Here is a 19920-nt window from a genome sequence, read left to right as displayed (position 1 = left end):
AGTATCCGCCGAGACACGGGAGAGCACCCGTCAGAGCAACTGACGCAGACGGGCGTTGTCCAAATTCGTGATCGCACCCCGTTGGATAGCTCGCCTGTCGATCGCTCTTCTGGCACGAGCCCGAGATTTCCCATGACTTTGCGACTTCAAATCATCGGATTTCGCCGATCTCAATCGACGAGCGATTGCAGTTGGCGGGTTGCTGGCCCGCCCCCAGGCCGATGATTGTGCTCGCATGGCTCGGCGTTATAGCGCAACGAGACAGTACCGAAACGTGCATGGACGTACGTCCGGTCCGATCCTATCAGCCTGCGGGAATTTCGAGTCCGGAAAGACGGTAGCCAACCTGCAATTCCGTGATCAGATGGACCGGCTGCGAAGGATCGTCCTCAAGCTTCTGCCGAAGCTGGCCCATGTAGATACGGATGTAGTGAGAACGCTCAGCGTAGCCGGGTCCCCATACGTCCATGAGCAGCTGGCGGTGGGTAAGCACCTTGCCATGCCCGCGTATCAGAGCAGTCAGCAGGCGAAACTCGTTTGGTGTCAAATGCACGGGTTCGCCCGCCCGAGTGATCTCATGCGTTGCGAGATTGATCGCTACCTGTCCGAACTTCACGGCTGGTGACGATGTCGAACCGTTTGATACCGTGTTAGAGCGGCGCAGTTGCGCACGCACTCGCGCCAACAATTCGGGAACGCCAAACGGCTTTGTCAGATAGTCGTCCGCCCCAGCATCAAGGGCTTCGACCTTTTCGGTTTCCTGTTCGCGGGCCGAGAGCACGAGGATGGGAGCGGAGACCCAGCTTCGAACTTCACGGATCAATGCCTTGCCATCTCCGTCCGGCAGGCCCAGATCGACGACCATCAGATCGGGCTTTCGACTGCCCGCGTTGAGACGCGCTTCTTCGGCGGTCTCCGTCTCAAAAACGTCCATGCCTTCCTTTTCCAGCGCCATACGGACGAAGCGACGAATATCAGCCTCGTCTTCAACGATCAGGATACGCGGCTTAATCATTCACAGTCTCACTCTCAACTTCGGGAGGTGCACCGAGCGGCAGTCGGATTTCAAAGGCAGCGCCGTGGGGCTTGCGCCCTTCCAGCCGAATGCTTCCTCCATGAGCCGCAATAATACTGCGGCATAGGGACAGACCGAGGCCAACTCCCGCGATGGAGGATTCCTTCTGGCCTCTCATGAAAGGTTCAAAAAGCACCTCGGGGTCGGGCACCGGCAGGCCAGGGCCATCGTCCTCGACCACCAGGTACATGGAGTCGCCCGATGCGCCACCGCGGACGGTGATAGCGCTGGTAGACGAAGTATATTTCGCAGCGTTATCGAAGATGTTGATCAGGACCCGTTCGATCAGGGGGGCGTCAACCTCCAAAAGAGGCAGGTCGGGCGGCAAATTGGTGCGGATTGCCCGGGGCTTCAGAAGCGGCGCGGATTGCGCAAGGGCACTGCCCACGATTTCACTAAGTGAATGCCATTCCTTATTGAGATGCACGCCCCTGCTCTGCATCCGCGCAAGGTCAAGCAAATTGCTTACCAACCGCTTCAGCTCGTCGGCCTGAACGCGGATCGAGCGAGCAAGGTCACTTCGGTCGTCCTCGGGTAGCTCCTTCGTGCGCTCAAGAGTTTCAGCCAAGCCGCGGATTGCGGTAAGCGGCGTTTTCAGATCGTGAGATACCGCCGAGAGAAGCGCATTGCGGAGCTTCTCGCCTTCTATGCGAACCAGCGTGTCTTGAGCGACCTCGACAAAGTGGATGCGCTCAAGAGCAAGGGCAACCGACGAGCAGCAAGCATCCAGTAAGCGTCGGTCGTCCTGGATCCCTCTTTAAAGGGGAATCAGTAGGTAGGACGGCCAGAATACCTCTGGTCGCCATTGAAGCATTCAGCGGAAGATATAAAGCCTCCGCGGCGTTCAGCGTCTGCGTGCCTGCGCCAGCCTCCTGTGCGTGATCGAAAGCCCACTGGGCGACCGACATGTCGACAAGGCCAGCATCCTGCGTAGCGACAAGGTTATCTTGCTTATCGGGAACGAGAAGGATCAATTTGGCACCGAACAAGGGGGTGATCGCCTCGCGGCACACCGACATGACCTGTTCGATCTTGATGGCGCTGGTCAGATCGCGCGCAATGCGGGCCAGCGCTGACGCGCGACGTTCGCCGGCACGAGCAACCCGGGCCTCGGAGCGCATGCGCGCAGCGAGCTGACTAATGACCAACGCCACGACAAGCATCAGGACAAACGTGAAGAAATACTGAGTATCCGTGACTGCGAACGACATCGTGGGTTCGATAAAATAGAAATCGAAACATGCGACAGACAATAAGGCCGCCCATGCGCCCGCAACGCGGCCAAGCCACATGGAGACAAAGACGACCGTGATCAGGAACAGCATCACGACGTTGGAGGGATCAAAAACGCGCAGTAGCCACGCGGCGACGCTAGTGGTCACGCCGCAGGCGGCCGTCGCAACCGCAAGGGACCATGCATAGCTTTGCCGTTCGTCTGTGACTTTGCGCTTGAAGGGCGGCTGCACGTCATCGACGCCCAGGAGGATCAATCCCATTTCCGGATCCGCGCGAGCGATACGCTCTTGAAGTCGCGGCCTGAAAGCTACGAACCTCCGCCCCCCCGGATTACCTAGAATGAGCTTCGTCGCATTACGTTTGCGTGCGTAGTCCAGAAGTGTCTGGGCGACATCCTGGCCAGGAACATTGGCAAACTCTGCTCCAGCCGCTTGCGCGGCCGACGCGATACTCAAAAGCGTTTCACGAGCTCGTTGGTCATCGCCATGATAGGGTTGGTCGACATGGACAACGATCCACTTGACCAGCAGGCGGTGGGCGAGCCGGGCGCTTTCGCGCACCAGTTTCTCCTGCGAGCGATCTGCGCTGACACAGACCATGAGCAGTTCCTGCGTGGGCCAGACCGTTTTGATCGCATGCGAGACCCGATAGGTGCGCACGTCGGAATTGACCCGATCGGCGACGCGGCGCAGCGCCAGTTCGCGCAGAGCGATCAAATTGCCGCGGCGGAAAAAATTCTGGCGTGCGCGCTCAATCGAAACAGGCAGATAGACCTTGCCTGCATTCATGCGTGCCAGCAGATCGTCAGGCGGCAGATCAACGAGAACGACATCGGTCGCGGCGTCGAAGATGCGGTCGGGGACGGTCTCCCGTACGCGGACCCCGATGATGCCACCCACTATATCGTTCAGGCTATCGAGGTGCTGGACGTTCAGTGCCGTATAGACATCGATGCCTGCATCGAGCAGTTCGTCGACGTCCTGCCAGCGTTTGGCGTGGCGGCTGCCGGCGACATTGGTATGAGCCAATTCGTCGACGACCAAAAGCTTGTATCCAGATGCCAGGGCTCCATCGAGATCAAATTCGGTGGTGGGCCTGCCATTGCCGCTCATCGTCTTGCGTGTCAGAACGGTGAGCCCCTCCGTTAACTCCTGAGTATCCTTACGCCCATGAGTTTCAACGATCCCGATCCCGACTGGGACGCCCTCACGTTGGAGCTGGCGCGCCGCCTGAAGCATCGCGAACGTCTTTCCCACGCCTGCGCAGGCGCCGAAGAATATCTTCAGCTGCCCGCGTTTGGAGCGATGGGTTTCGTCCTTCACGACCTCCAGAAGATCGTCGGGATCGGGTCGCTGATCTTTCATCGTTAAAATCTAGCCTCAAGCTTGCCTTCCACCTCTGATCAGGAGCCTGTCAGAAGAAGGGGGTCAGCAGAATATCGATCAGCTTTATGCCGACAAATGGGACTATGATCCCGCCCAATCCGTATATCAGCAGGTTCCGGCTCAACAGCCGAGCCGCCGGTTCGGCCCGGTATTTGACCCCGCGGAGCGCCAGCGGGATCAGAACCACGATGATCAGGGCATTGAAGATCACCGCAGACAGGATCGCCGACGCCGGGCTGTGGAGGCCCATGATATTGAGGGCTGCCAAAGGCGGATAGGTCGCGACGAACGCAGCCGGAATGATTGCGAAATATTTCGCCAAATCATTGGCGACACTGAAGGTCGTCAACGCACCGCGGGTCATGATCATCTGTTTACCTACCTCGACAACGCGCAACAGCTTCGTCGGATTGCTGTCAAGGTCGACCATATTGCCGGCCTCCTTGGCAGCTTGAGTACCGCTGTTCATCGCCACCGCGACATCAGCCTGCGCCAGTGCCGGGGCGTCATTGGTGCCGTCACCGGTCATAGCCACCAGGCGTCCGTCAGCCTGATATTCGCGGATGAGGCGGAGCTTATCTTCCGGCGTTGCTTCTGCGAGGTAGTCATCGACACCCGCCTCGGCTGCGATGGCGGCAGCCGTGAGCTTGTTGTCGCCGGTGATCATCACCGTCTTGATTCCCATGCCGCGCAGCTCGCTGAAACGCTCCTTGATACCGCCTTTGACGATATCCTTAAGCTCAACGATGCCGAGCACCTTGGCGCCGTCAATCGTGAGGCCGCACAGTTCATTCCGGCCTCTCAGGTCACGGAAGAGGTATTAGCGGACGCTGCGCATGCACTCGTCGCTGACACCTCTCGGCGGGTTCGTTCCGATCGCGCAGATGATGCTGAACAACGTGTTCGGCGGTGACGGCGTCGGTCTCATCAACCTCGTCACTTACGCCATCCTTGGACAGCCTTGCCAATATGGGGCCGCACGGCTTCAGCGAGGTGCTCTACGCCTATACCTTGACCGTGTTCCTGGTCGGCATGATGATCGGGCGGACGCCAGAATTCCTCGGCAAGAAGGTCGAGGCGCGCGAGATGAAGAAGGGTGGCTGGCATCACGCAGGCGAGCGCGGTGAAGCCCAGGATGCCACTTTGGAAGGCTGTTTGGGCCTGATCGACGCCCATCGAGGCCAGCATCGGATTGCCGCCCCGCTCGGAGCTATAGACCAGCGTCAGGAAGCCGACGAACATCACGAGAAAGGCACCGAAAAATGCCCAGCCCTGACGCCGACGCAAGATCATCGCGCCGAAGGTGTAGGTGAGCGCCGATGGGATCAGCAACATGCTCAGGATATGCAGCGTATTAGTGAGCGGTGTCGGATTCTCAAAGGGATGCGCTGCGTTCATACCGTAGAAGCCGCCGCCATTCGTGCCGATGTGCTTGATGGTCTCGAAGCTCGCCACTGGTCCCAGGATCAGCTGTTGCTTGGCTCCCTCAAGGGTCGTGACAATCGCGTCCGCACTCAGCGTTTGCGGCATGCCCTGCCAGACATAGACTAGAGCCATGAGAAAGCAGAGCGGCAGCAAGAGCCGATAGAGAACACGCGTGAAGTCGACCCAATAGTTGCCGATATCGGCGGTCGTCTTTCGGCTGAGGCCTCGGATGAAGCCGCCGGCGGCCGCGACGCCCGTCGTGGCGCTGATCGACATCAAGAACGTGATGGCGGCCATCTGGGAGAAGTTCGAGAGGCTCGACTCACCGGAATAGGCCTGCCAATTTGTGTTGGTCGTGAAGGACGCTGCGGTGTTGAAAGCCAGGTCGGGGGTTTGAGCGGCGCGCGCGAGGGTATCGCCCGGCAGGAATTCCTGTATCCGCAGGATGAAATAACCCAGGAGCAGCATGGCGGCATTGCTTAGCACCAGCACCATGCCATAGCGTTTCCAGGACATCTTTTCCTCGGCGGCGACGCCGAGAATGCTATAGGTCACGCGTTCGAGGATGGTATGGCTTGGACTTGTGAATAGATGCGTCATCCATTTGCCGAGAACCACAACCAAACCGGTCATGATCGCAAGGATGAGGACGAATTGAGTGATGTCTTGTGTCATGCGAGCGCCCTCAAATTCGATCCAGGGCTACGATGAACCCTGCTGTGATTACGAAGAAGACGAGCGTCACGGCTACGAATGCGAGGTCGCCCATAGTTATTCACCAGGTTGTTTGTTGTTGCGATGTCTGTCGTATGTTCAGAAGCGCTCAGGCTTCACGAGGGCATAGAACAGGTAAGCGAAGAGACCGATGGCACAGAGGCCGGATAGCCCAGTCATGAGAGAAGCGGTCATGACCGAACTCCCACCAACTTCGGGAGGGTAGAAGAGCGTGCCGTACTGCTCCCGTAACGGGCATCAGGCACGAGCCGCCATTGTGGCGGCGTTGATTTATGTGAAGATTTATTTTGCGACATGCGTCCCGGCTCCATAAGTGACTGGATTGCCGGCAGGTATTTAGTGGATCGCATGTAAGAATAGCGCTGAGTTTTTATGCCCCGGCGTAAGGACGGCATAAAAATTTTAGACAAGAGCCCCTTCCATAATAAGCGTCAGTGAGATTGCTATCGCCGTAAAGCACTCGACGAGATTTAGCAGATAATGAATGATGCATGTGTCGCACATAGAGACAACTAGACCAACGGCAGGTTATGGCGGCCACTGCGGACTTCAGTATGGCGGAGTGTTTTGCTTACGTGCCTGAATGAAACCGCCGTCGTTATCTCGACTTCGAGCGTGGGGCGCTGCAGGCTCCATCTATGCAGCGTCGATCAGCCCTTCTCACTTAAAGGTCAGTCCAGGCGCTTCGATAGCGTTCAAATCGCGGGACATTGTCCTTGCCAGGCTGAGCAGCCGCCGTAGCGCCGGATTATCATTCTCCCGCAACCAGATCGCGTTGAACGGAAGCACCTCTCCCTTCAAGGGCCGATAGATCACACCTGGAAACTGCGAGCCCATTGTCGCCTCGCTCTGCACTGTGAGGCCCTGGTTCATGGCGACGAGATTCAACAGATTGTCCCTGCCCACTGCGTGCCGCTCAACACTTGGATGGCGCCCGAGATCAGCGAGGTGCTTGACAAGATAATCATGTATCTCCGGCCCGGGATCGCTCTCGCTGACAATGAAATGACGATCTCGCAAATCACTCCACATGATGTCGGCCCGCCCCGAAAACTCGTGGCTTTCGGGTATCGCGACGAGCACTCGTTCATTCCAGAGATGTAGAGTGTCGCATCGATCCGCCTGAGGTCTTCCGGTTAGAAACGCGACATCGAGTTGATGATGCTGAATTGCCGCAATATGCATCGCCGGCCCGCCCTCCACCAACTCCGGCCGTACATCGGAATTATTGTCAACGAATGCACGAAGCAGGTCCGCAAGGAAACCGGTCGCCAGCGAAGTGAATATACCAATTCTGACTTTGCCGACCTCCCCTCGACCAGATGACGCAGCATCGAGGATCGCATGGTTGATTTGGTTAACGCCCTTACGTGTCCGTGCGATAAATTGCCGGCCAGCGTGCGTGAGGCGTACACCACTGTTGCTACGGACAAATAGAGCAACGCCCAAGGCGTCCTCGAGATCGCGAATCCGTCGACTTATCGCAGACTCTTGTACACCAACTGCTGCCGCCGCTCGTCGAAAACTCCCATTGTCGGCCGCAGCAAAAACATAACGCAAATGGCGCATGCCAAAGGTCTGCAGTTTGTCCCGCTTGCGCCGCGCCATCTTGCTAAGACAGGAACGATGGCGGATGCCAACTTAGGTGGGCCCCGGCTGCGCGATCAATCGATATTCGCTCCGCCAACACTATCTTCATCTGAACGTTCCACTGATCTAACGTGGAACCACTGCAATGACGTCGATCTCCACCAGCGTACCCGGCAGCGCGAGTGTCTGGACTGGAATCAGCGTCCATGCAGGCTTTGTCTCGCCCCACACGCGATCGAACTCCTTTCGAACCACGTCGGACTTCGTGTCACTGTGATCGACGGTTAACGGATTGAACTTGGCTACGTCCGACATACGCCCGCCCGCGGCTGCGAGCATGGCCTCCGTATCGTCGAGCGTTTGACGAAGCTGCGTCGCGAAGCTCGGCGATAGCTCCCCTCCGGCGTTTTCTCCGCCTTGGGCGGCCGGAATGATCATGCGCCATCCTGCTGGAAACACAGCAAGGTGGGAGTACGCATTGGGAATAGGGTCGTAGAGAGCTCGCGGATTGATGAACTTGAGCGACCCGATGGGTTCAGAATGGGCAACTTCACCAAAGATATCTCCTTTCGTTCGTTGATGCAGGATCAAGACCTGCAGTGCCGGAGCCGACGCTTGGACGTCATCGATGTTTTCGGAAACGCAGCTCATCCGGCATGGACGTCATCTTCGGAAGCGGCTCTTCGTTCGCACCGAACGGCATCTGCGCTCGAAGTCTCCAAGAGGATGGAACGTCCCAAGCCGCCGCACCTTCGCATCCACAATAGGATTGTAAGCTCCGCTGTGGCGTGAATCCTCACGCTCCAGATCTGCAATGTTTCGAACTGGATATTGCCGATACGGCGATTGGGATCGCCGCCGGCTCCTGTCTTAGGTTTTAGCTGATGCTCGACTGGCCACAATCAAACCGAGCTCGTCAATCAGGACAGCGGCACCCAAAATCAGGCCAAGAGCAGCGCGAAGTCGGATTCCGCGGTGCTGTGCTGTATGCACTCACGCTCCGCAAAGCCGCGAGAGAGCATCCCCGAAGGTCCGTGCCGCTGGCCCAAGCGGTTCATCGATCCGATGGACGAGATATGCCTCCATAGGGAGTCGACTGTCTCGACCCAGTGAATCCGTCGGTAAGCGCACGAGCCGCCCCTCCGCCAGATCCCGCTCTACCTGCCATTCGGGTAATCGGCCCCAGCCAAGCCCCTCCAGTATCAGCGAATATTTGGCGTCCTGGTTGCTGACGCGGCACGTCTGCGGCGAGAGCACACCGAAGTCACGCCCCTCGGAGCGCTGAGAAGGGTCCGACAGGACAATTTGAAGATGGTCAGCAAGGTCGGGACTGTCGAGAGTAGCGCTCGGGCGGTTGAGGCCCAGAGGGTGTTCTGCGGCGACTACGGCTATCATTTGGATTTCGGCCAGGGCGCGTCTGCTAATCGCCGGATCCGCAAACTCCTCGCCAGCCATGATGCCGAGCGTGAAGCGCCGATTGATCAGCCCGTCCAGAGGACCACCCATCGGCGACACGGCAAGCCTGACGGCGACCGAAGGGTAAACTGATCGCATCTCCTTCAAGGCAGCACCCACGGTCGCAAGCGGAAACAGCACGTCGACGATCAGCGATAGCTCGAGTTCGACGCCCTCACCCATGCCCCGCGCTCGCGCGCGCATCGCGTCGACGCGCAGCAGGACGTCACGTGCATTGACAAGCAGTGCCTGTCCCTCCGGCGTCAACACCGGACGATGGCCTGTGCGGTCGAACAGGGAAACCCCGAGTTGAGCCTCCAGATTCGCGATGGCGTGGCTGACCGCGGATTGGGCGCGCGAAAGGCGCATCGAAGCTGACCGGAAGCCGCCGCTTTCAGCGACGACCACAAAGGTCCGCATCTGATCAAGGGTCAGCGCATCTATCATGATCGATCCGTTAGATAGGTTTGATGCAAACTATACGACTTCCGTAAAGGCCATAATCGAACCATTTTTTCCCTCGGTTCGATAGGTCAGGAAGAAAAAGAATGAACGATGTTCTCGCTCATTATTGTTCATCGATAGCGTTCATCGCCTTTAGACGCCTGCCTGATTGATCGCAAACCTCGCGCACGACCTCAACCCAAGAGAAAGGTTCCCGATGAAGCTGTCTAACCTATCGAGGCGCTCGCTGCTGTCTGGCTCGGCCGCGCTTCTAGCTCCAGCCGCGATAACAGCCGATCTCTTTGCACAGGCGCCGAAAAGCGATGGCCAGCCGAGTGCAGAGAACAAAGACAAGACGGCGTCAGCGAAAAGGCCTTTGCGCCAGACGAAAACGCTCGTCCTCGAACCGAGTTGGACTCTGGTCTACGAAAATGGCGAACTCGAACTTCGCTCGGATCATTCCGTGGTCCTCCAGGACGGGCATATCGCCGACATTGTGTCGGGACCCGTGCGAGGGTTGGACGATCGTCTGTCAATGAAGGGCCAATTGCTGATTCCTGGGATGATCTCTGGTCATACGCACGTGGCAGGAGGATCGTGCAGCCGAGGTCTCATCGAAAGCGGCAGGCTGTGGTCGGGCCCACTATTCGCGATCGAAAAGCTCGATGACGATGATCTCGATGCGCTTACTGCCTACAACTTAGCAGAAATATTGCGTGGAGGCTGCACGACACAGGTCGAACAATCGCTCTCCTTGAAGCAGATGAAATCGTATGTGCGCGTCGCCCGGGCCTGGGGCGTGCGTGGTTATCCAGGCGGGATGGTGCCTGGCTGGTCGCGGCTGATGCCGATCTGGCAACGCGAGTCGGATCAGGTGCTCTTCGACTCGGTTCCTGACACACTCGCTGAAATTCAGGAGAATCTTGAATTCGGGCTTTCCATCAACGGCGCAGAAGACGGCCGTATCCTCCCAATGATGGCGCCGCAGGGGCCGGAAACGCATACGCCTGAGACACTACGGGCCGTGGTGGAAGCAGCCAAGCAACTCGGCAACGGCATCCATACTCATCTAGCAACGATGGTTGAGGATGTTGGGAAGATGGAGCGGCTTTGGGGAAAGGGCCCTGTCCAGTGGCTCGATGAGTTCGGCTTCTATGACATGCCCTTTTTCGGCGCCCATCTCGGCGGATGGAACGCAAAGCGTGACGCGCCTTTTCTGGGAGCTCGCAAGAAGTTCACCTACTGCCACTGCCCATCAGGCGCTGGAGCGGGCGGCCCTGCCATCACACAACCATTTATCCATGCCCTCGCCGCAGGTATTAACACAAACGTTGGGCTGGATACTCACTCCAATGACATGCTGGAAAACGCTAAACTCGCTGTTCTTTACGGTCGCCTCCGCCATGACCTGGCTGCGGATGGGGATATCCCTGGGAGACGGCCCACAGTCTGGGACATGATCAAATGTGTCACGCTGAACCCGGCAAACGGTCTTGGCAGGAGTGATCTCGGTCGCATCTCGGTGGGCGCCAAGGCGGACTTGACGTCGATTGATGTGTCCGGATTTTTCGTCGGACCTGGGACCGCGCCGCCAGAACCGCTGAATAATCTCCTGTATGCCAGCGGGCTTCATGTCAGGAACGTGATGACGGAAGGTGTGGTCCAGGTCAGAGACGGACACTTGGTTGTCGACGATGAGCGCAAAGTAATCGAACGCGGTGGAGCGGTCGCTCGGGAGATTTGGGCGCAGCTGAGGTCAGAAGATTGGTTCACGCCCACGGCAAGGTAACCGAATTCATTCTTATCGCGAAACAGCGATCGCAGCCCTAGCGCTTTTCATTGCCCACGCCGCGATCACGACGGGACAAATAGAGGTCGTTGATCGTGAACGCCAGCTCGTGCCGGACGACTTGTGCATCGTCTACCCGCGCAATCGCTCCCCCGCCCGCAAAGTCCGCGCCTGGTCCGCGGCCATAATCAGTCACGTAGGGAGCCCGCCGTACTGGGAGCGCTCCGATAACAAAGAGAGGCAGAAATGAACCGGATGATCATTGATGGCGTCAACAGCCAGACTTTTGTCTGCTCGAACATCCAACGAATAGAGCAATTCTACACCAACATTCTGGGGCTGCGTATCGTCAAGCGCACCGTCAGCCATCTCGACGGACGGCTGCCTGTGACCACCTTCGGCTTCAATAGCCACGCGGAGGAGCTCCCACGCATGCAGACGATCACGTATCTAGAATGGAATCCCATCTTCTATATGATGCCCAAGGATGGCTTCACAGATCCTGCGGTGGTGGCAAATGCGGTTTCCAACCCGCGCGCGGGTGATCCCAAGGGCAGATGGGGAGCAGGCACTAACCATCATCTGGCGCTTCACGTTGTCAACCGCAACGGCCTCCTAAAGTGGAAACGCCGGCTGACCGATTCAGGAATCCACGTCACCGGCCCGTACAACCGGAACTATTTTCATGCGATTTACTTCCGCGATCCGGATGGAGCGATCATCGAAATCGCCAGTTCGGAGCCTGGGTTCGGCCACGATGAAACAATTCTCGGCTCGGAGTTCAAGCATCAGCCAGAGGAAAACCTCGTCGGTGGACGCAGCGAACTTTCGGTCGCGTCCGAAACCTGGCCCACGGCACTGCCGTCCATCACCGACGACTACGCCCTGCGCGGCTTTCACCATATAACCTCCATTTCGAGTAACGCCGAACGCACCGAAAAGTTCTTCGTCGACACTGTGGGACTGCGGCTGATCAAGAAGACTGAGTACCTCGACGAAAAGGGTGGTACGCACTACTACTATGCGTGCAACGAAGACCTTTCGCCGGGTTCAGTCATCACCTTCTTCGGATTACCAGGTTATCTTCCGGGTCGGCTGGGTACTGGTCTTTCCCATCACTTCACCCTTGAGGTGGAAAACGAGCCGGCGCTTGCAGACCAACGAGCCCGTCTCGAGCGGGCTGGCGTGAAGGTTTCCACTATTCAGGACGCCATCTATTCCAAACTCTTCCATTTCCGTGATCCGGACGGTCACATCTGCGCGGTATCAACACCGAGCGATTTTACCGTGGACGAAAATGCCGACGAACTCGGTCAATCCTTGTGCCTTCCGGAATACCTCGAGCCTCGTCGCGCGGAAATCGAGAGCCACATCGCCTACAGGCCGGCTCCCACTCCTGTTCTGGTTGACTGACTTCCTGCGTGGCACGGTTTCGCCACCGTGCCACGCCGCAGTGTACCTCCAAGCTACCATGATAGGACTTTGAGAAATGAGCGAACTTCGGTTCCTTCCTCAGGAGTCTGTGATCTGGGGACACGGTGTCTTGCAAGATACTGTAACCCGGCTTGCCGACTACGAGATCTACCGTCCAATTGCATTCACCTCGCCATCGACGAACGCCTTGTATGAGCGTTTCATCGGGCCCGGCCTTTCGCAGGCGGCGGCCCCTGTCTCGGACCTGCCGCCCCATGTCCCCGATGTCGCAGTGCAAAATGCGCTGGAAGCAGTCCTGCAAGCGGATGCCCAGTCAATCATTGCCCTTGGAGGGGGGTCCGTTCTTGATGCAGCCAAGGCGGTTTCGCATTTGCACCACAGACGAACGGGCCGGTTTCTGCCGATCGCCGCATTCCCCACCACACTGTCGGGATCGGAATTCTCGCATTATTTTGGCGTGACGGAAACCGATGGTTCCCGGAAGTTCAAGCGGAGCTATGCGGTCCGAGAAACGACTCCGCGGCTGGTCGTCATAGATCCTTTGCTTGTCGAAAGCACTCCGCGTTCAATTCTCCTTTCTTCCGCGATTAAGGCGATAGACCACGCGGTTGAGGGCATGCGCAAAGTCGAATGTGATCATCCCCACGCGATCCTTGCTGCAACGGGAGCGCAGCGCTTCTTTTCAGTTCTGGAACGTTGGCCGTCCGGCATGGAAACCCGTGAAGCAATCGCGTCCGGTAGGATTACACGGAACGATCTTCTGCAGCTTCAAATCGCTGCATGGCAGTGCTATTTCTATCCCGCTTCTATCAGCTACGGGCTGAGTCACCGTATCGGCCATATTCTCGGGGGAACTTTCGGCCTTCCCCACAGTGTCACCTCTTGCATAACGCTTGCGCCCGTCATTCGCGCGTGCTCGGATTTCTACGGCGAGAAGCTAGGCATTTTCACATCAGTTGGAGAAGGACTGGTGTCAGCATTGGCACTGGCCGACCGGATTGAAGGCATCGTGGGGATGCTCGGACTGCCTTCGGCGATCGGCAGCTTCGATTTGCCAGTTCAAGCGTTGCCAACCGTAGCGGCACTCCTCGAGGAGCACTACCCCCACGAGGTCTCAGATCTCGGTGCTCGCGCGCCAGAAAAGTTAATCACTCTTCTAAGGAGCATCTGGTGATGGCACCTGCAGAATACGACTGTGGCGAGGCTGAAACCGTTGCGACGATGCTGGCGCGGATGGCAGGAGGGTTCACAGACCCCGTCGAACTGGTCCAACAATCCATCGATCGCGCCAGAGAAATGAATGCACATCTGAACGCGTTTGCCACCATTAGCGTCGATGGCCCTGTGGAAGCCGCGAAAGAAAGCCGTAAACGGTGGGAAGAGCAACACGCGCGCCCACTCGAGGGAGTCCCGGTTGCTATTAAGGATCTAATCGACACCGCAGGCATAGAAACGCGCTACGGCTCCGCCGCCTACAAAGGGCATGTGCCGCTCGCCGACGCCGACGTCGTAGGTCGCCTCCGGGAGCACGGGGCTGTCATAATTGGAAAGACGACCACGCATGAATTCGCCTGGGGTGTTACCACCTCGAGCAATGCGTTCGGCGACACACGAAATCCCTTGGACCAGACCCGCATTCCCGGCGGGTCAAGTGGCGGAGCCGCGGTGGCCATTGCTTCAGGCGCAGTGCCCGCTGGCTTAGGCACAGATACCGGTGGTTCCATCAGGATACCCGCATCTCTGTGCGGGGTCGTCGGTTACAAGCCGACATATGGTCAGTTTTCGACGCACGGCATTTTCCCCCTGGCGCCGACACTCGATCACGTCGGACTCATGGGTCGGTCAGTGGATGATGTTGCCCGCCTTGTCCAGGCATTGGGGCGGTGCTCAAGTGGTGGCTCGACTGAGCCTCGTTTCCGCGTTGGCATTATCCGTAACATCCCGCCTGTCCCTCTCGAAGAAGGGGTGGCGAGGTCGTTCGATCATGCGGTGAACATGATTGCAAGTTTTCATGACGTCGGTGAGATGAGCGGCGGCGTGTTCGAGGGGGTTTTTCCAGCCTTTGCGGGATTAGTGCTTACGGAAGCGAGCGTCACTCACCATAGGCGTAACGACAGAAACACTATAGCCGAGAAATACGAACCGGAAACGCGCGAGAGGCTCTCAAACGCAGGTGCAATTAAACTTGAGGAGTATTTTGCATGGCAAGATTTCCGACGCGACTTCACTGCCCGGCTCCAAGCTTTCATGAATGACGTAGACTTTCTTATACTCCCAACGACACCCTGCGTTGCCCCAAAAATTGGCCAGCGACGCGTCGAAATCGAGAGTTGGAGTGGGACGGTTCGCGAAGCGTTAATGACCTATACAGCGCCATTTAATATGTCTGGACATCCAGCAATATCAATACCTCTTCGGGTACCTCCAACATGTATGCCTATCGGCCTACAAATTGTCGCGGGCCCCCACCAGGATGAATTGCTGTTGAGATTTGCGGCAACTTTAGCGCAGATCGTCTAATATCATGATCGATTGCTAGGATCGACAGGCGTAGATCCGTTGGGGCCATGTGCGCCTCGCTTTTTCGCAGAAACAATTCTACTCGAATCACGGTTGATACCTGCGCCAGTGGAGGGGTGAGGCTTTGTATTCGTCGCGTTCCGCCTGCCCTTTTTTGGTTGGTAGAGCCGCATGCAAGTGCGCAAGTGCGATATCAACGGCCATTCAACACGGCCCGCCTATGAAGGTTGAGATCCTCAACAACCAGCACCTGGGAATGGTGCGGCCATGGCAGCAGATCGTGCATGGTAACCCAACGGACTCATTCCTACTCGGAAGCGATACCGGACTTCGTCAAGCTCGCGGAAGCGTACGGTACGACCGGTATCCGCTTCGACAAGACTGAACAGCTCAACACGTGCCTGATGAAGATGATCGAAACGCCAGGCCCCATCGCTTTCGACTGCCACGTCGCAAGCCTGGCCAACTGCCTGCCGGTGATCGGATGGAAAAGCGTTCGGACCATCCTTTCCACCAGCCTGTCCTGGGACCACTGCGTCGCCGCCGCGAAGTTTCTGGCGTGCCCCGTATCCACTCTCGGCGATCTCCGCCGCGCCATGCAGTGAGGCCCGAGATGCCACTATTCAGGAAATCCGAATTCCGGATATCGGCGCCTTCAGGGACCTTCCGATCATCGAGATGCTGGTAAAGCCGGGTGACGATATCGACGTCGCTCAAGCCATACTCCCCGAAGTCCGACAAGACGACGATCGAAGTTCTCTCACCTACCAAGGGCCGAATTGAATCCTTGCTCGTGCAGGTTGGCGACCCCGTGTCTAAGGGCAGCCCTATCGCTACGATCTCCACCATCGGTGCAGTGGCTGCGGCGGCTGAAAGTTAGACGACCTCCGAACACTCGACGCCGTCGGCCAAACAAAAGATTAGCGAAGGTGCGACCGATAACGAGGTCGTTGTTATCGGCGGCGGCCCGACAAGCTATCCAGCTGCGCACCGCGCCGCCGCTCATGGCCTCAAAGTCGCGATCGTCGAACAGGGCGGAACTTCAGGAGGCGTTTGCCTCAATGTCGGCTGCATTCCGCCAAAGGCGCTTCTGCACGTTGCCGCAGTCTTCGAAGAGGCCGCGGCTCTTGCCGATCATGGATTTATCGTGGCACCACCGCGATCACGTCAATCTCTACAAGCATACCTTTAAGTGCGAGCGCCGGGACTGGAATCAACGTCCATGCCGGCTTTGTGTCACCCCAGACTCGATCGAATTCCTTTCGAACGTCGCTAAACTTTTCATCGCTGTGATCAACAATCAGCAAATTGAACTTTGCCACGTCCGACATCTTCGCGCCCGCAGCAGCAAGTACCGTCTCTGTATTATCGAGCGCCTGACGAAGCTGTATTGAGAAGCTCGGCGACAATTCGCCCTTTGCGTTTTCTCCCCCTTGGCCGGCGGGAAGAATCATGCGCCATCCTGCTGGAAACACGGCAAGATGGGAGTAGGCGTTTGGACGTGGGTCATAGAGCCCTGGTGGGTTAATAAACTTGAGGGTATCAATCGGTTCGCCGCCAGAAGCTATCGCCGTACCAGTTTCCACTTTTCTTTCATCGGCCAAAGTCGGGGCCGCCATCGACAATGCAAGAGCGAACGATGCTGCGGATACGATAGTTGTAATATTCGAATTCATGGCTATCTCCCTCGTTAAAAAGACGTGCGCCTTGTTGTAAAACTTCCCGTGTTTAGTCGGGCCAAACGCTCAATTGATAATCGCCTCAATTCTTCTCGGCCTCTCTTGTTGATCGAGGCCCATAGGCGCCAATGAGTAGGTGTCGACGCCTAAGGCGCGTCGACACCTTGTCGGACGTCATCGATGTGTTCGGAAACGCAGCTCATCCGGAATAAACGTCTTCTCGGGAAGCGGCTGTTCGTTCGAGCCGAACGGCATCTGCGCGCGAAGTCTCCACGAGGATGGAACGTCCCAAGCCGCCGCGACCTTCGCATCCACGATCGGATTGTAGTGCTGAAGGCTTGCCCCGATGTTGTGGTTTGCGAGGAGGGTCCAAACTACGTATTGCGCCATACCCCCTGAGTGTTCCGACCAGTCAGGAAACTGGTCTGCAAAGATCGGCCATTCCGCCTGCAAATCCCGAACGGTCTGCTGATCTTCGAAGAACAGGACTGTACCGATACCTGCCGAGAAGCTGCTGATTTTGGTCATTGAGCCTTCCAGCATCTCTGGCGCGACGAGTGGGCGAACCTCGTCCTTCACAAGGTTCCAGAACTTCTGGCTTTCCTCCCCAAAAAGGATAATTGCCCGCGAGCTTTGCGAGTTGAAAGGCGACGGCGAATTGCGGATGCCGTCACGGATCAACTGGTCGATCGCGTTTTCGGCAAGAGTGACATTGCGGCCGAGCGCATACTGGGTACGACGCTTTTTAAGAAGTTCGAGCATTTCTGTTCCTTTTTCAGTTGTATCGATGGGATTGGCGTATGACCTGAGAGTAAGTCGTGTATCGCCACTACGTGCCGAGAGAGCGCTCAACAGCACCCTCTCGAAATCCTCAGAGGCCGAGCGCTTTAGCCACACCGGCTCCGTAAGCAGGATCTGCTTTGGAGCAATTTTCGATATGACGCCGCTTCACCTCAATCCTCGCATCACCCATGTTGCGGGCAGTGTTTTCGAAAAGGGCTAGCTGCTGTTGGGGAGTCATCGATCGGAACAGGTTGCCAGGTTGTTCATAGTGGTCATCGTCCACAGTATGATCCCAATGCGCGGCCTCCCCCTCGATCGGCAGAGGCGGCTCCATCAGATCCGGGCGATGATCGTTCCAGGAACCCTTGCTATTGGGCCAGTAGGCCGGCTCGCCGCCTCCGTTGCCATCAGTTCGCATGGCACCATCTCGGTGATAGCTGTGGTAAGGGCAGCGTGGAGCGTTGACCGGAATGAGGTGATGGTTGACACCCAGGCGATAGCGCGCAGCGTCGCTATATGAGAAGAGCCGAGCCTGAAGCATCTTATCAGGCGAAAAGCTGATCCCCGGCACGATGTTCGCGGGCGAGAATGACGCTTGTTCGACCTCGGCGAAAAAATTGTCCGGATAGCGGTTCAGCTCCATTTCACCGACTTCGATGAGCGGATAATCGCCCTTCGGCCAGACTTTCGTAAGGTCAAAGGGGTTGTGTTTGTGCGCCTTCGCTTGCGCATCGGTCATCACTTGAATGAACAGCGTCCACTTGGGGAAATTGCCGCTGTCGATCGCGTTCAGAAGATCGCGGCCGTGCGTCTCACGGTCACCAGCAACCATTGCCGCAGCCTCCGCATCGCTCAGATTTTCAATGCCCTGCTGAGTGCGGAAATGAAATTTGACCCAGATTCGCTCATTGGCGGCGCTAATCATCGAATAGGTATGGCTGCCGAAGCCATGCATGTGCCGGAACGACTTAGGGATGCCCCGCTCCGACATGATGATCGTCACTTGGTGGAGCGTTTCGGGTAGCAGAGACCAGAAATCCCAATTGTTGTCGGCCGAGCGCAGGCCGGTCCGAGGATCGCGCTTTACCGCGCGGTTGAGATCAGGAAATCGCAACGGATCGCGGTGGAAGAAAACAGGAGTATTGTTGCCGACCAGGTCCCAATTGCCCTCCTCGGTATAGAATTTCAACGCGAAGCCTCGAATGTCGCGCTCAGCGTCAGCCGCCCCGCGCTCGCCGGCGACAGTGGAGAAGCGCGCAAACATATCGGTCTTCTTTCCCACTTCGGAGAAGAGCTTTGCCTTCGTGTAGCGAGTGATGTCGTGCGTGACGGTGAAGGTGCCGTAGGCGCCCCAGCCTTTCGCGTGCATGCGGCGCTCAGGGATCACTTCACGGTCGAAATGCGCAAGCTTCTCGAGGAGCCAGATATCCTGAAGAAGTGCTGGTCCTCGAGGACCCGCCGTCTGGATGTTAAGATTATCTACGACCGGTGCGCCGTTAGCGTGTGACATATCGGACTTGTTGTTCATTTACTGCAGTCCTTCGCTGCTAGTCCAAGGGGTATGGGCAAGCCCTCCTTCGCGAGGTCTCGACCGCGTGATTTCAGATCGGCCAAGCTGATCCGAGAATGATCGAGCAGAAGTTGCCGCGGACGAACCGATCGGGATCCTTGAGCGCCAGGACGTCAGCCTTGACATTGCCAAAGGTTGTCTCGGGCTTCTTGATGATGCCCTGCGCGAAGTGATCGATGATGCCTTCCTTGAAGTTTTTCTCACGAGGATGGTGAGCGCAGACATGATCACGCTGCTCGTGCGTGAAGTCGTGATAGGCGATGCCGAGCACATCCATCTCTACGCCGGCAGTCACCAGCGCGATTGTGGGGCGCATATGTTCGGGAATGCCCGGTGTTGTGTGAAGCGCGATCGAGGTCCAGACGTCCTCAATGTCGCGCTCGCTGACCCCGTAGCTCTTCATGAAGTCGCGGGCGGCGTTAGCACCGTCCACCTCAAAGCGCAGGTTTGGGCTCGAGTATCTCTCGGTCAACCCCATGTCGTGGAACATTGCGCCAAGATAAAGCAGCTCAGCGTCATACTTGAGCGCGCGCCGATCGCCGGTGAGCGCACCCCAGAAGAAAACGCGCCGGCTGTGGTTGAACAGCAGGTCGTCCTCGGTGTCGCGTACCAATTGAGTCGCGGCGCGAGCAATCGCGCTATCGGGGACCCGGATTCCTGCGATCAGATCGGTCATATAACTACTCCTCTTTTGGCAAAGCTCCGCTGTGGCGTGAATCCTCACGCTCCAGATCTGCAATGTTTCGAACTGGATATTGCCGATACGGCGATTGGGATCGCCGCCGGCTCCTGTCTTAGGT

Annotated in this window: 18 protein-coding genes and 4 pseudogenes; 9 read left to right on the top strand and 13 right to left on the bottom strand. The window is 57.4% G+C overall.

Annotation, left to right across the window (positions count from 1 at the left end; all coding sequences use genetic code 11):
* Nucleotides 1–304 precede the first annotated feature (304 nt).
* The 4 genes and pseudogenes from LAC81_RS06845 to LAC81_RS06830 form a co-directional block, all read right to left on the bottom strand.
* Nucleotides 305–1015 carry a response regulator gene (locus LAC81_RS06845; RefSeq protein WP_223727202.1) on the bottom strand — a complete coding sequence of 237 codons (711 nt, stop codon included), beginning with the start codon at nucleotides 1013–1015 and terminating at the stop codon, nucleotides 305–307.
* The gene (locus LAC81_RS06840; RefSeq protein WP_235693173.1) at nucleotides 1008–1652 is read right to left on the bottom strand and encodes an ATP-binding protein; all 645 of its coding nucleotides are present in this window, start codon (nucleotides 1650–1652) and stop codon (nucleotides 1008–1010) included. The genes LAC81_RS06845 and LAC81_RS06840 overlap by 8 nt, the downstream gene beginning before the upstream one ends.
* Nucleotides 1653–1767: 115 nt before the next feature.
* Nucleotides 1768–3675, bottom strand: coding sequence for a DUF4118 domain-containing protein (locus LAC81_RS06835; protein WP_223727201.1), 1908 nt, complete (start codon nucleotides 3673–3675; stop codon nucleotides 1768–1770).
* Between the two features lie 49 nt (nucleotides 3676–3724).
* Nucleotides 3725–4456, bottom strand: a pseudogene (locus tag LAC81_RS06830) (HAD-IC family P-type ATPase); the annotation flags it as partial.
* A 76-nt stretch (nucleotides 4457–4532) separates the two neighbouring features.
* Here LAC81_RS06830 and LAC81_RS38400 point away from each other — a divergent pair.
* Nucleotides 4533–4592: pseudogene (locus tag LAC81_RS38400) on the top strand (hypothetical protein); the annotation flags it as partial.
* Nucleotides 4593–4665: 73 nt separating this feature from the next.
* Nucleotides 4666–4752: pseudogene (locus LAC81_RS38520) on the top strand (hypothetical protein); the annotation flags it as partial.
* 165 nt (nucleotides 4753–4917) lie between these two features.
* Here LAC81_RS38520 and LAC81_RS06820 read toward each other — a convergent pair.
* From LAC81_RS06820 to LAC81_RS06800, 5 genes and pseudogenes are all read right to left on the bottom strand, one after another.
* Nucleotides 4918–5721: pseudogene (locus LAC81_RS06820) on the bottom strand (potassium-transporting ATPase subunit KdpA); the annotation flags it as partial.
* Nucleotides 5722–5934: 213 nt separating this feature from the next.
* Nucleotides 5935–6030: a K(+)-transporting ATPase subunit F gene (gene kdpF / locus LAC81_RS06815; protein ID WP_223727200.1), complete on the bottom strand. Its 96-nt coding sequence runs from the start codon at nucleotides 6028–6030 to the stop codon at nucleotides 5935–5937.
* Between the two features lie 486 nt (nucleotides 6031–6516).
* Complete coding sequence (locus tag LAC81_RS06810; RefSeq protein WP_223727199.1) at nucleotides 6517–7464, bottom strand: LysR family transcriptional regulator; 948 nt, start codon at nucleotides 7462–7464, stop codon at nucleotides 6517–6519.
* A 108-nt stretch (nucleotides 7465–7572) separates the two neighbouring features.
* Nucleotides 7573–8097, bottom strand: a complete 525-nt coding sequence (locus LAC81_RS06805; RefSeq protein WP_223727198.1) for a RidA family protein — start codon at nucleotides 8095–8097, stop codon at nucleotides 7573–7575.
* Nucleotides 8098–8439: 342 nt separating this feature from the next.
* A complete protein-coding gene (locus tag LAC81_RS06800) occupies nucleotides 8440–9348 on the bottom strand; it encodes a LysR family transcriptional regulator (protein WP_223727189.1) in 909 nt (302 codons plus the stop codon).
* A gap of 214 nt (nucleotides 9349–9562) precedes the next feature.
* Here LAC81_RS06800 and LAC81_RS06795 point away from each other — a divergent pair, with 214 nt between their 5' ends.
* From LAC81_RS06795 to LAC81_RS06765, 7 genes are all read left to right on the top strand, one after another.
* Nucleotides 9563–11134, top strand: a complete 1572-nt coding sequence (locus LAC81_RS06795; protein ID WP_223727197.1) for an amidohydrolase family protein — start codon at nucleotides 9563–9565, stop codon at nucleotides 11132–11134.
* Between the two features lie 246 nt (nucleotides 11135–11380).
* On the top strand, nucleotides 11381–12547 hold the full coding sequence (locus LAC81_RS06790) for a VOC family protein (protein ID WP_223727196.1): 1167 nt from the start codon (nucleotides 11381–11383) through the stop codon (nucleotides 12545–12547).
* A gap of 76 nt (nucleotides 12548–12623) precedes the next feature.
* Nucleotides 12624–13742, top strand: a complete 1119-nt coding sequence (locus LAC81_RS06785) for an iron-containing alcohol dehydrogenase (RefSeq protein ID WP_223727195.1) — start codon at nucleotides 12624–12626, stop codon at nucleotides 13740–13742.
* Complete coding sequence (locus LAC81_RS06780) at nucleotides 13742–15088, top strand: amidase (protein WP_223727194.1); 1347 nt, start codon at nucleotides 13742–13744, stop codon at nucleotides 15086–15088. Before LAC81_RS06785 ends, LAC81_RS06780 begins: the two co-directional genes overlap by 1 nt.
* Before the next feature lie 284 nt (nucleotides 15089–15372).
* Entirely contained in the window at nucleotides 15373–15693 is a 321-nt protein-coding gene (locus LAC81_RS06775; RefSeq protein ID WP_268906782.1) for a thiamine pyrophosphate-dependent enzyme, read from the top strand.
* An 89-nt stretch (nucleotides 15694–15782) separates the two neighbouring features.
* On the top strand, nucleotides 15783–15968 hold the full coding sequence (locus tag LAC81_RS38515; RefSeq protein ID WP_223727193.1) for a biotin/lipoyl-containing protein: 186 nt from the start codon (nucleotides 15783–15785) through the stop codon (nucleotides 15966–15968).
* A 39-nt stretch (nucleotides 15969–16007) separates the two neighbouring features.
* Nucleotides 16008–16280, top strand: a complete 273-nt coding sequence (locus LAC81_RS06765) for an FAD-dependent oxidoreductase (protein ID WP_419195816.1) — start codon at nucleotides 16008–16010, stop codon at nucleotides 16278–16280.
* Here the strand turns inward: LAC81_RS06765 and LAC81_RS38510 are convergent.
* The 4 genes from LAC81_RS38510 to LAC81_RS06745 form a co-directional block, all read right to left on the bottom strand.
* Nucleotides 16231–16764, bottom strand: a complete 534-nt coding sequence (locus LAC81_RS38510) for a RidA family protein (RefSeq protein ID WP_419195806.1) — start codon at nucleotides 16762–16764, stop codon at nucleotides 16231–16233. The genes LAC81_RS06765 and LAC81_RS38510 overlap by 50 nt on opposite strands.
* A 177-nt stretch (nucleotides 16765–16941) precedes the next feature.
* Nucleotides 16942–17529, bottom strand: coding sequence for a nitroreductase family protein (locus tag LAC81_RS06755; protein ID WP_223727192.1), 588 nt, complete (start codon nucleotides 17527–17529; stop codon nucleotides 16942–16944).
* A gap of 109 nt (nucleotides 17530–17638) precedes the next feature.
* Entirely contained in the window at nucleotides 17639–19078 is a 1440-nt protein-coding gene (locus tag LAC81_RS06750) for a catalase (RefSeq protein WP_223727191.1), read from the bottom strand.
* 73 nt (nucleotides 19079–19151) lie between these two features.
* Nucleotides 19152–19796 (bottom strand): HD domain-containing protein, encoded by a 645-nt coding sequence (locus LAC81_RS06745; protein WP_223727190.1) that lies wholly within the window; start codon nucleotides 19794–19796, stop codon nucleotides 19152–19154.
* Nucleotides 19797–19920 lie beyond the last annotated feature (124 nt).

The sequence above is a fragment of the Ensifer adhaerens genome (assembly GCF_020035535.1).
In the GTDB taxonomy this organism is placed as follows: domain Bacteria; phylum Pseudomonadota; class Alphaproteobacteria; order Rhizobiales; family Rhizobiaceae; genus Ensifer.
This window is presented reverse-complemented; position numbering and strand designations above follow the sequence as displayed.

Coding starts and splice junctions, on each gene's coding strand:
- LAC81_RS06845 (WP_223727202.1), bottom strand. CDS start 1,015: ATGATTAAGCCGCGTATCCTGATCGTTGAAGACGAGGCTGATATTCGT.
- LAC81_RS06835 (WP_223727201.1), bottom strand. CDS start 3,675: ATGAAAGATCAGCGACCCGATCCCGACGATCTTCTGGAGGTCGTGAAG.
- kdpF (WP_223727200.1), bottom strand. CDS start 6,030: ATGACCGCTTCTCTCATGACTGGGCTATCCGGCCTCTGTGCCATCGGT.
- LAC81_RS06810 (WP_223727199.1), bottom strand. CDS start 7,464: ATGGCGCGGCGCAAGCGGGACAAACTGCAGACCTTTGGCATGCGCCAT.
- LAC81_RS06805 (WP_223727198.1), bottom strand. CDS start 8,097: ATGAGCTGCGTTTCCGAAAACATCGATGACGTCCAAGCGTCGGCTCCG.
- LAC81_RS06800 (WP_223727189.1), bottom strand. CDS start 9,348: ATGATAGATGCGCTGACCCTTGATCAGATGCGGACCTTTGTGGTCGTC.
- LAC81_RS06795 (WP_223727197.1), top strand. CDS start 9,563: ATGAAGCTGTCTAACCTATCGAGGCGCTCGCTGCTGTCTGGCTCGGCC.
- LAC81_RS06790 (WP_223727196.1), top strand. CDS start 11,381: ATGAACCGGATGATCATTGATGGCGTCAACAGCCAGACTTTTGTCTGC.
- LAC81_RS06785 (WP_223727195.1), top strand. CDS start 12,624: ATGAGCGAACTTCGGTTCCTTCCTCAGGAGTCTGTGATCTGGGGACAC.
- LAC81_RS06780 (WP_223727194.1), top strand. CDS start 13,742: ATGGCACCTGCAGAATACGACTGTGGCGAGGCTGAAACCGTTGCGACG.
- LAC81_RS06775 (WP_268906782.1), top strand. CDS start 15,373: ATGGTAACCCAACGGACTCATTCCTACTCGGAAGCGATACCGGACTTC.
- LAC81_RS38510 (WP_419195806.1), bottom strand. CDS start 16,764: ATGAATTCGAATATTACAACTATCGTATCCGCAGCATCGTTCGCTCTT.
- LAC81_RS06755 (WP_223727192.1), bottom strand. CDS start 17,529: ATGCTCGAACTTCTTAAAAAGCGTCGTACCCAGTATGCGCTCGGCCGC.
- LAC81_RS06750 (WP_223727191.1), bottom strand. CDS start 19,078: ATGAACAACAAGTCCGATATGTCACACGCTAACGGCGCACCGGTCGTA.
- LAC81_RS06745 (WP_223727190.1), bottom strand. CDS start 19,796: ATGACCGATCTGATCGCAGGAATCCGGGTCCCCGATAGCGCGATTGCT.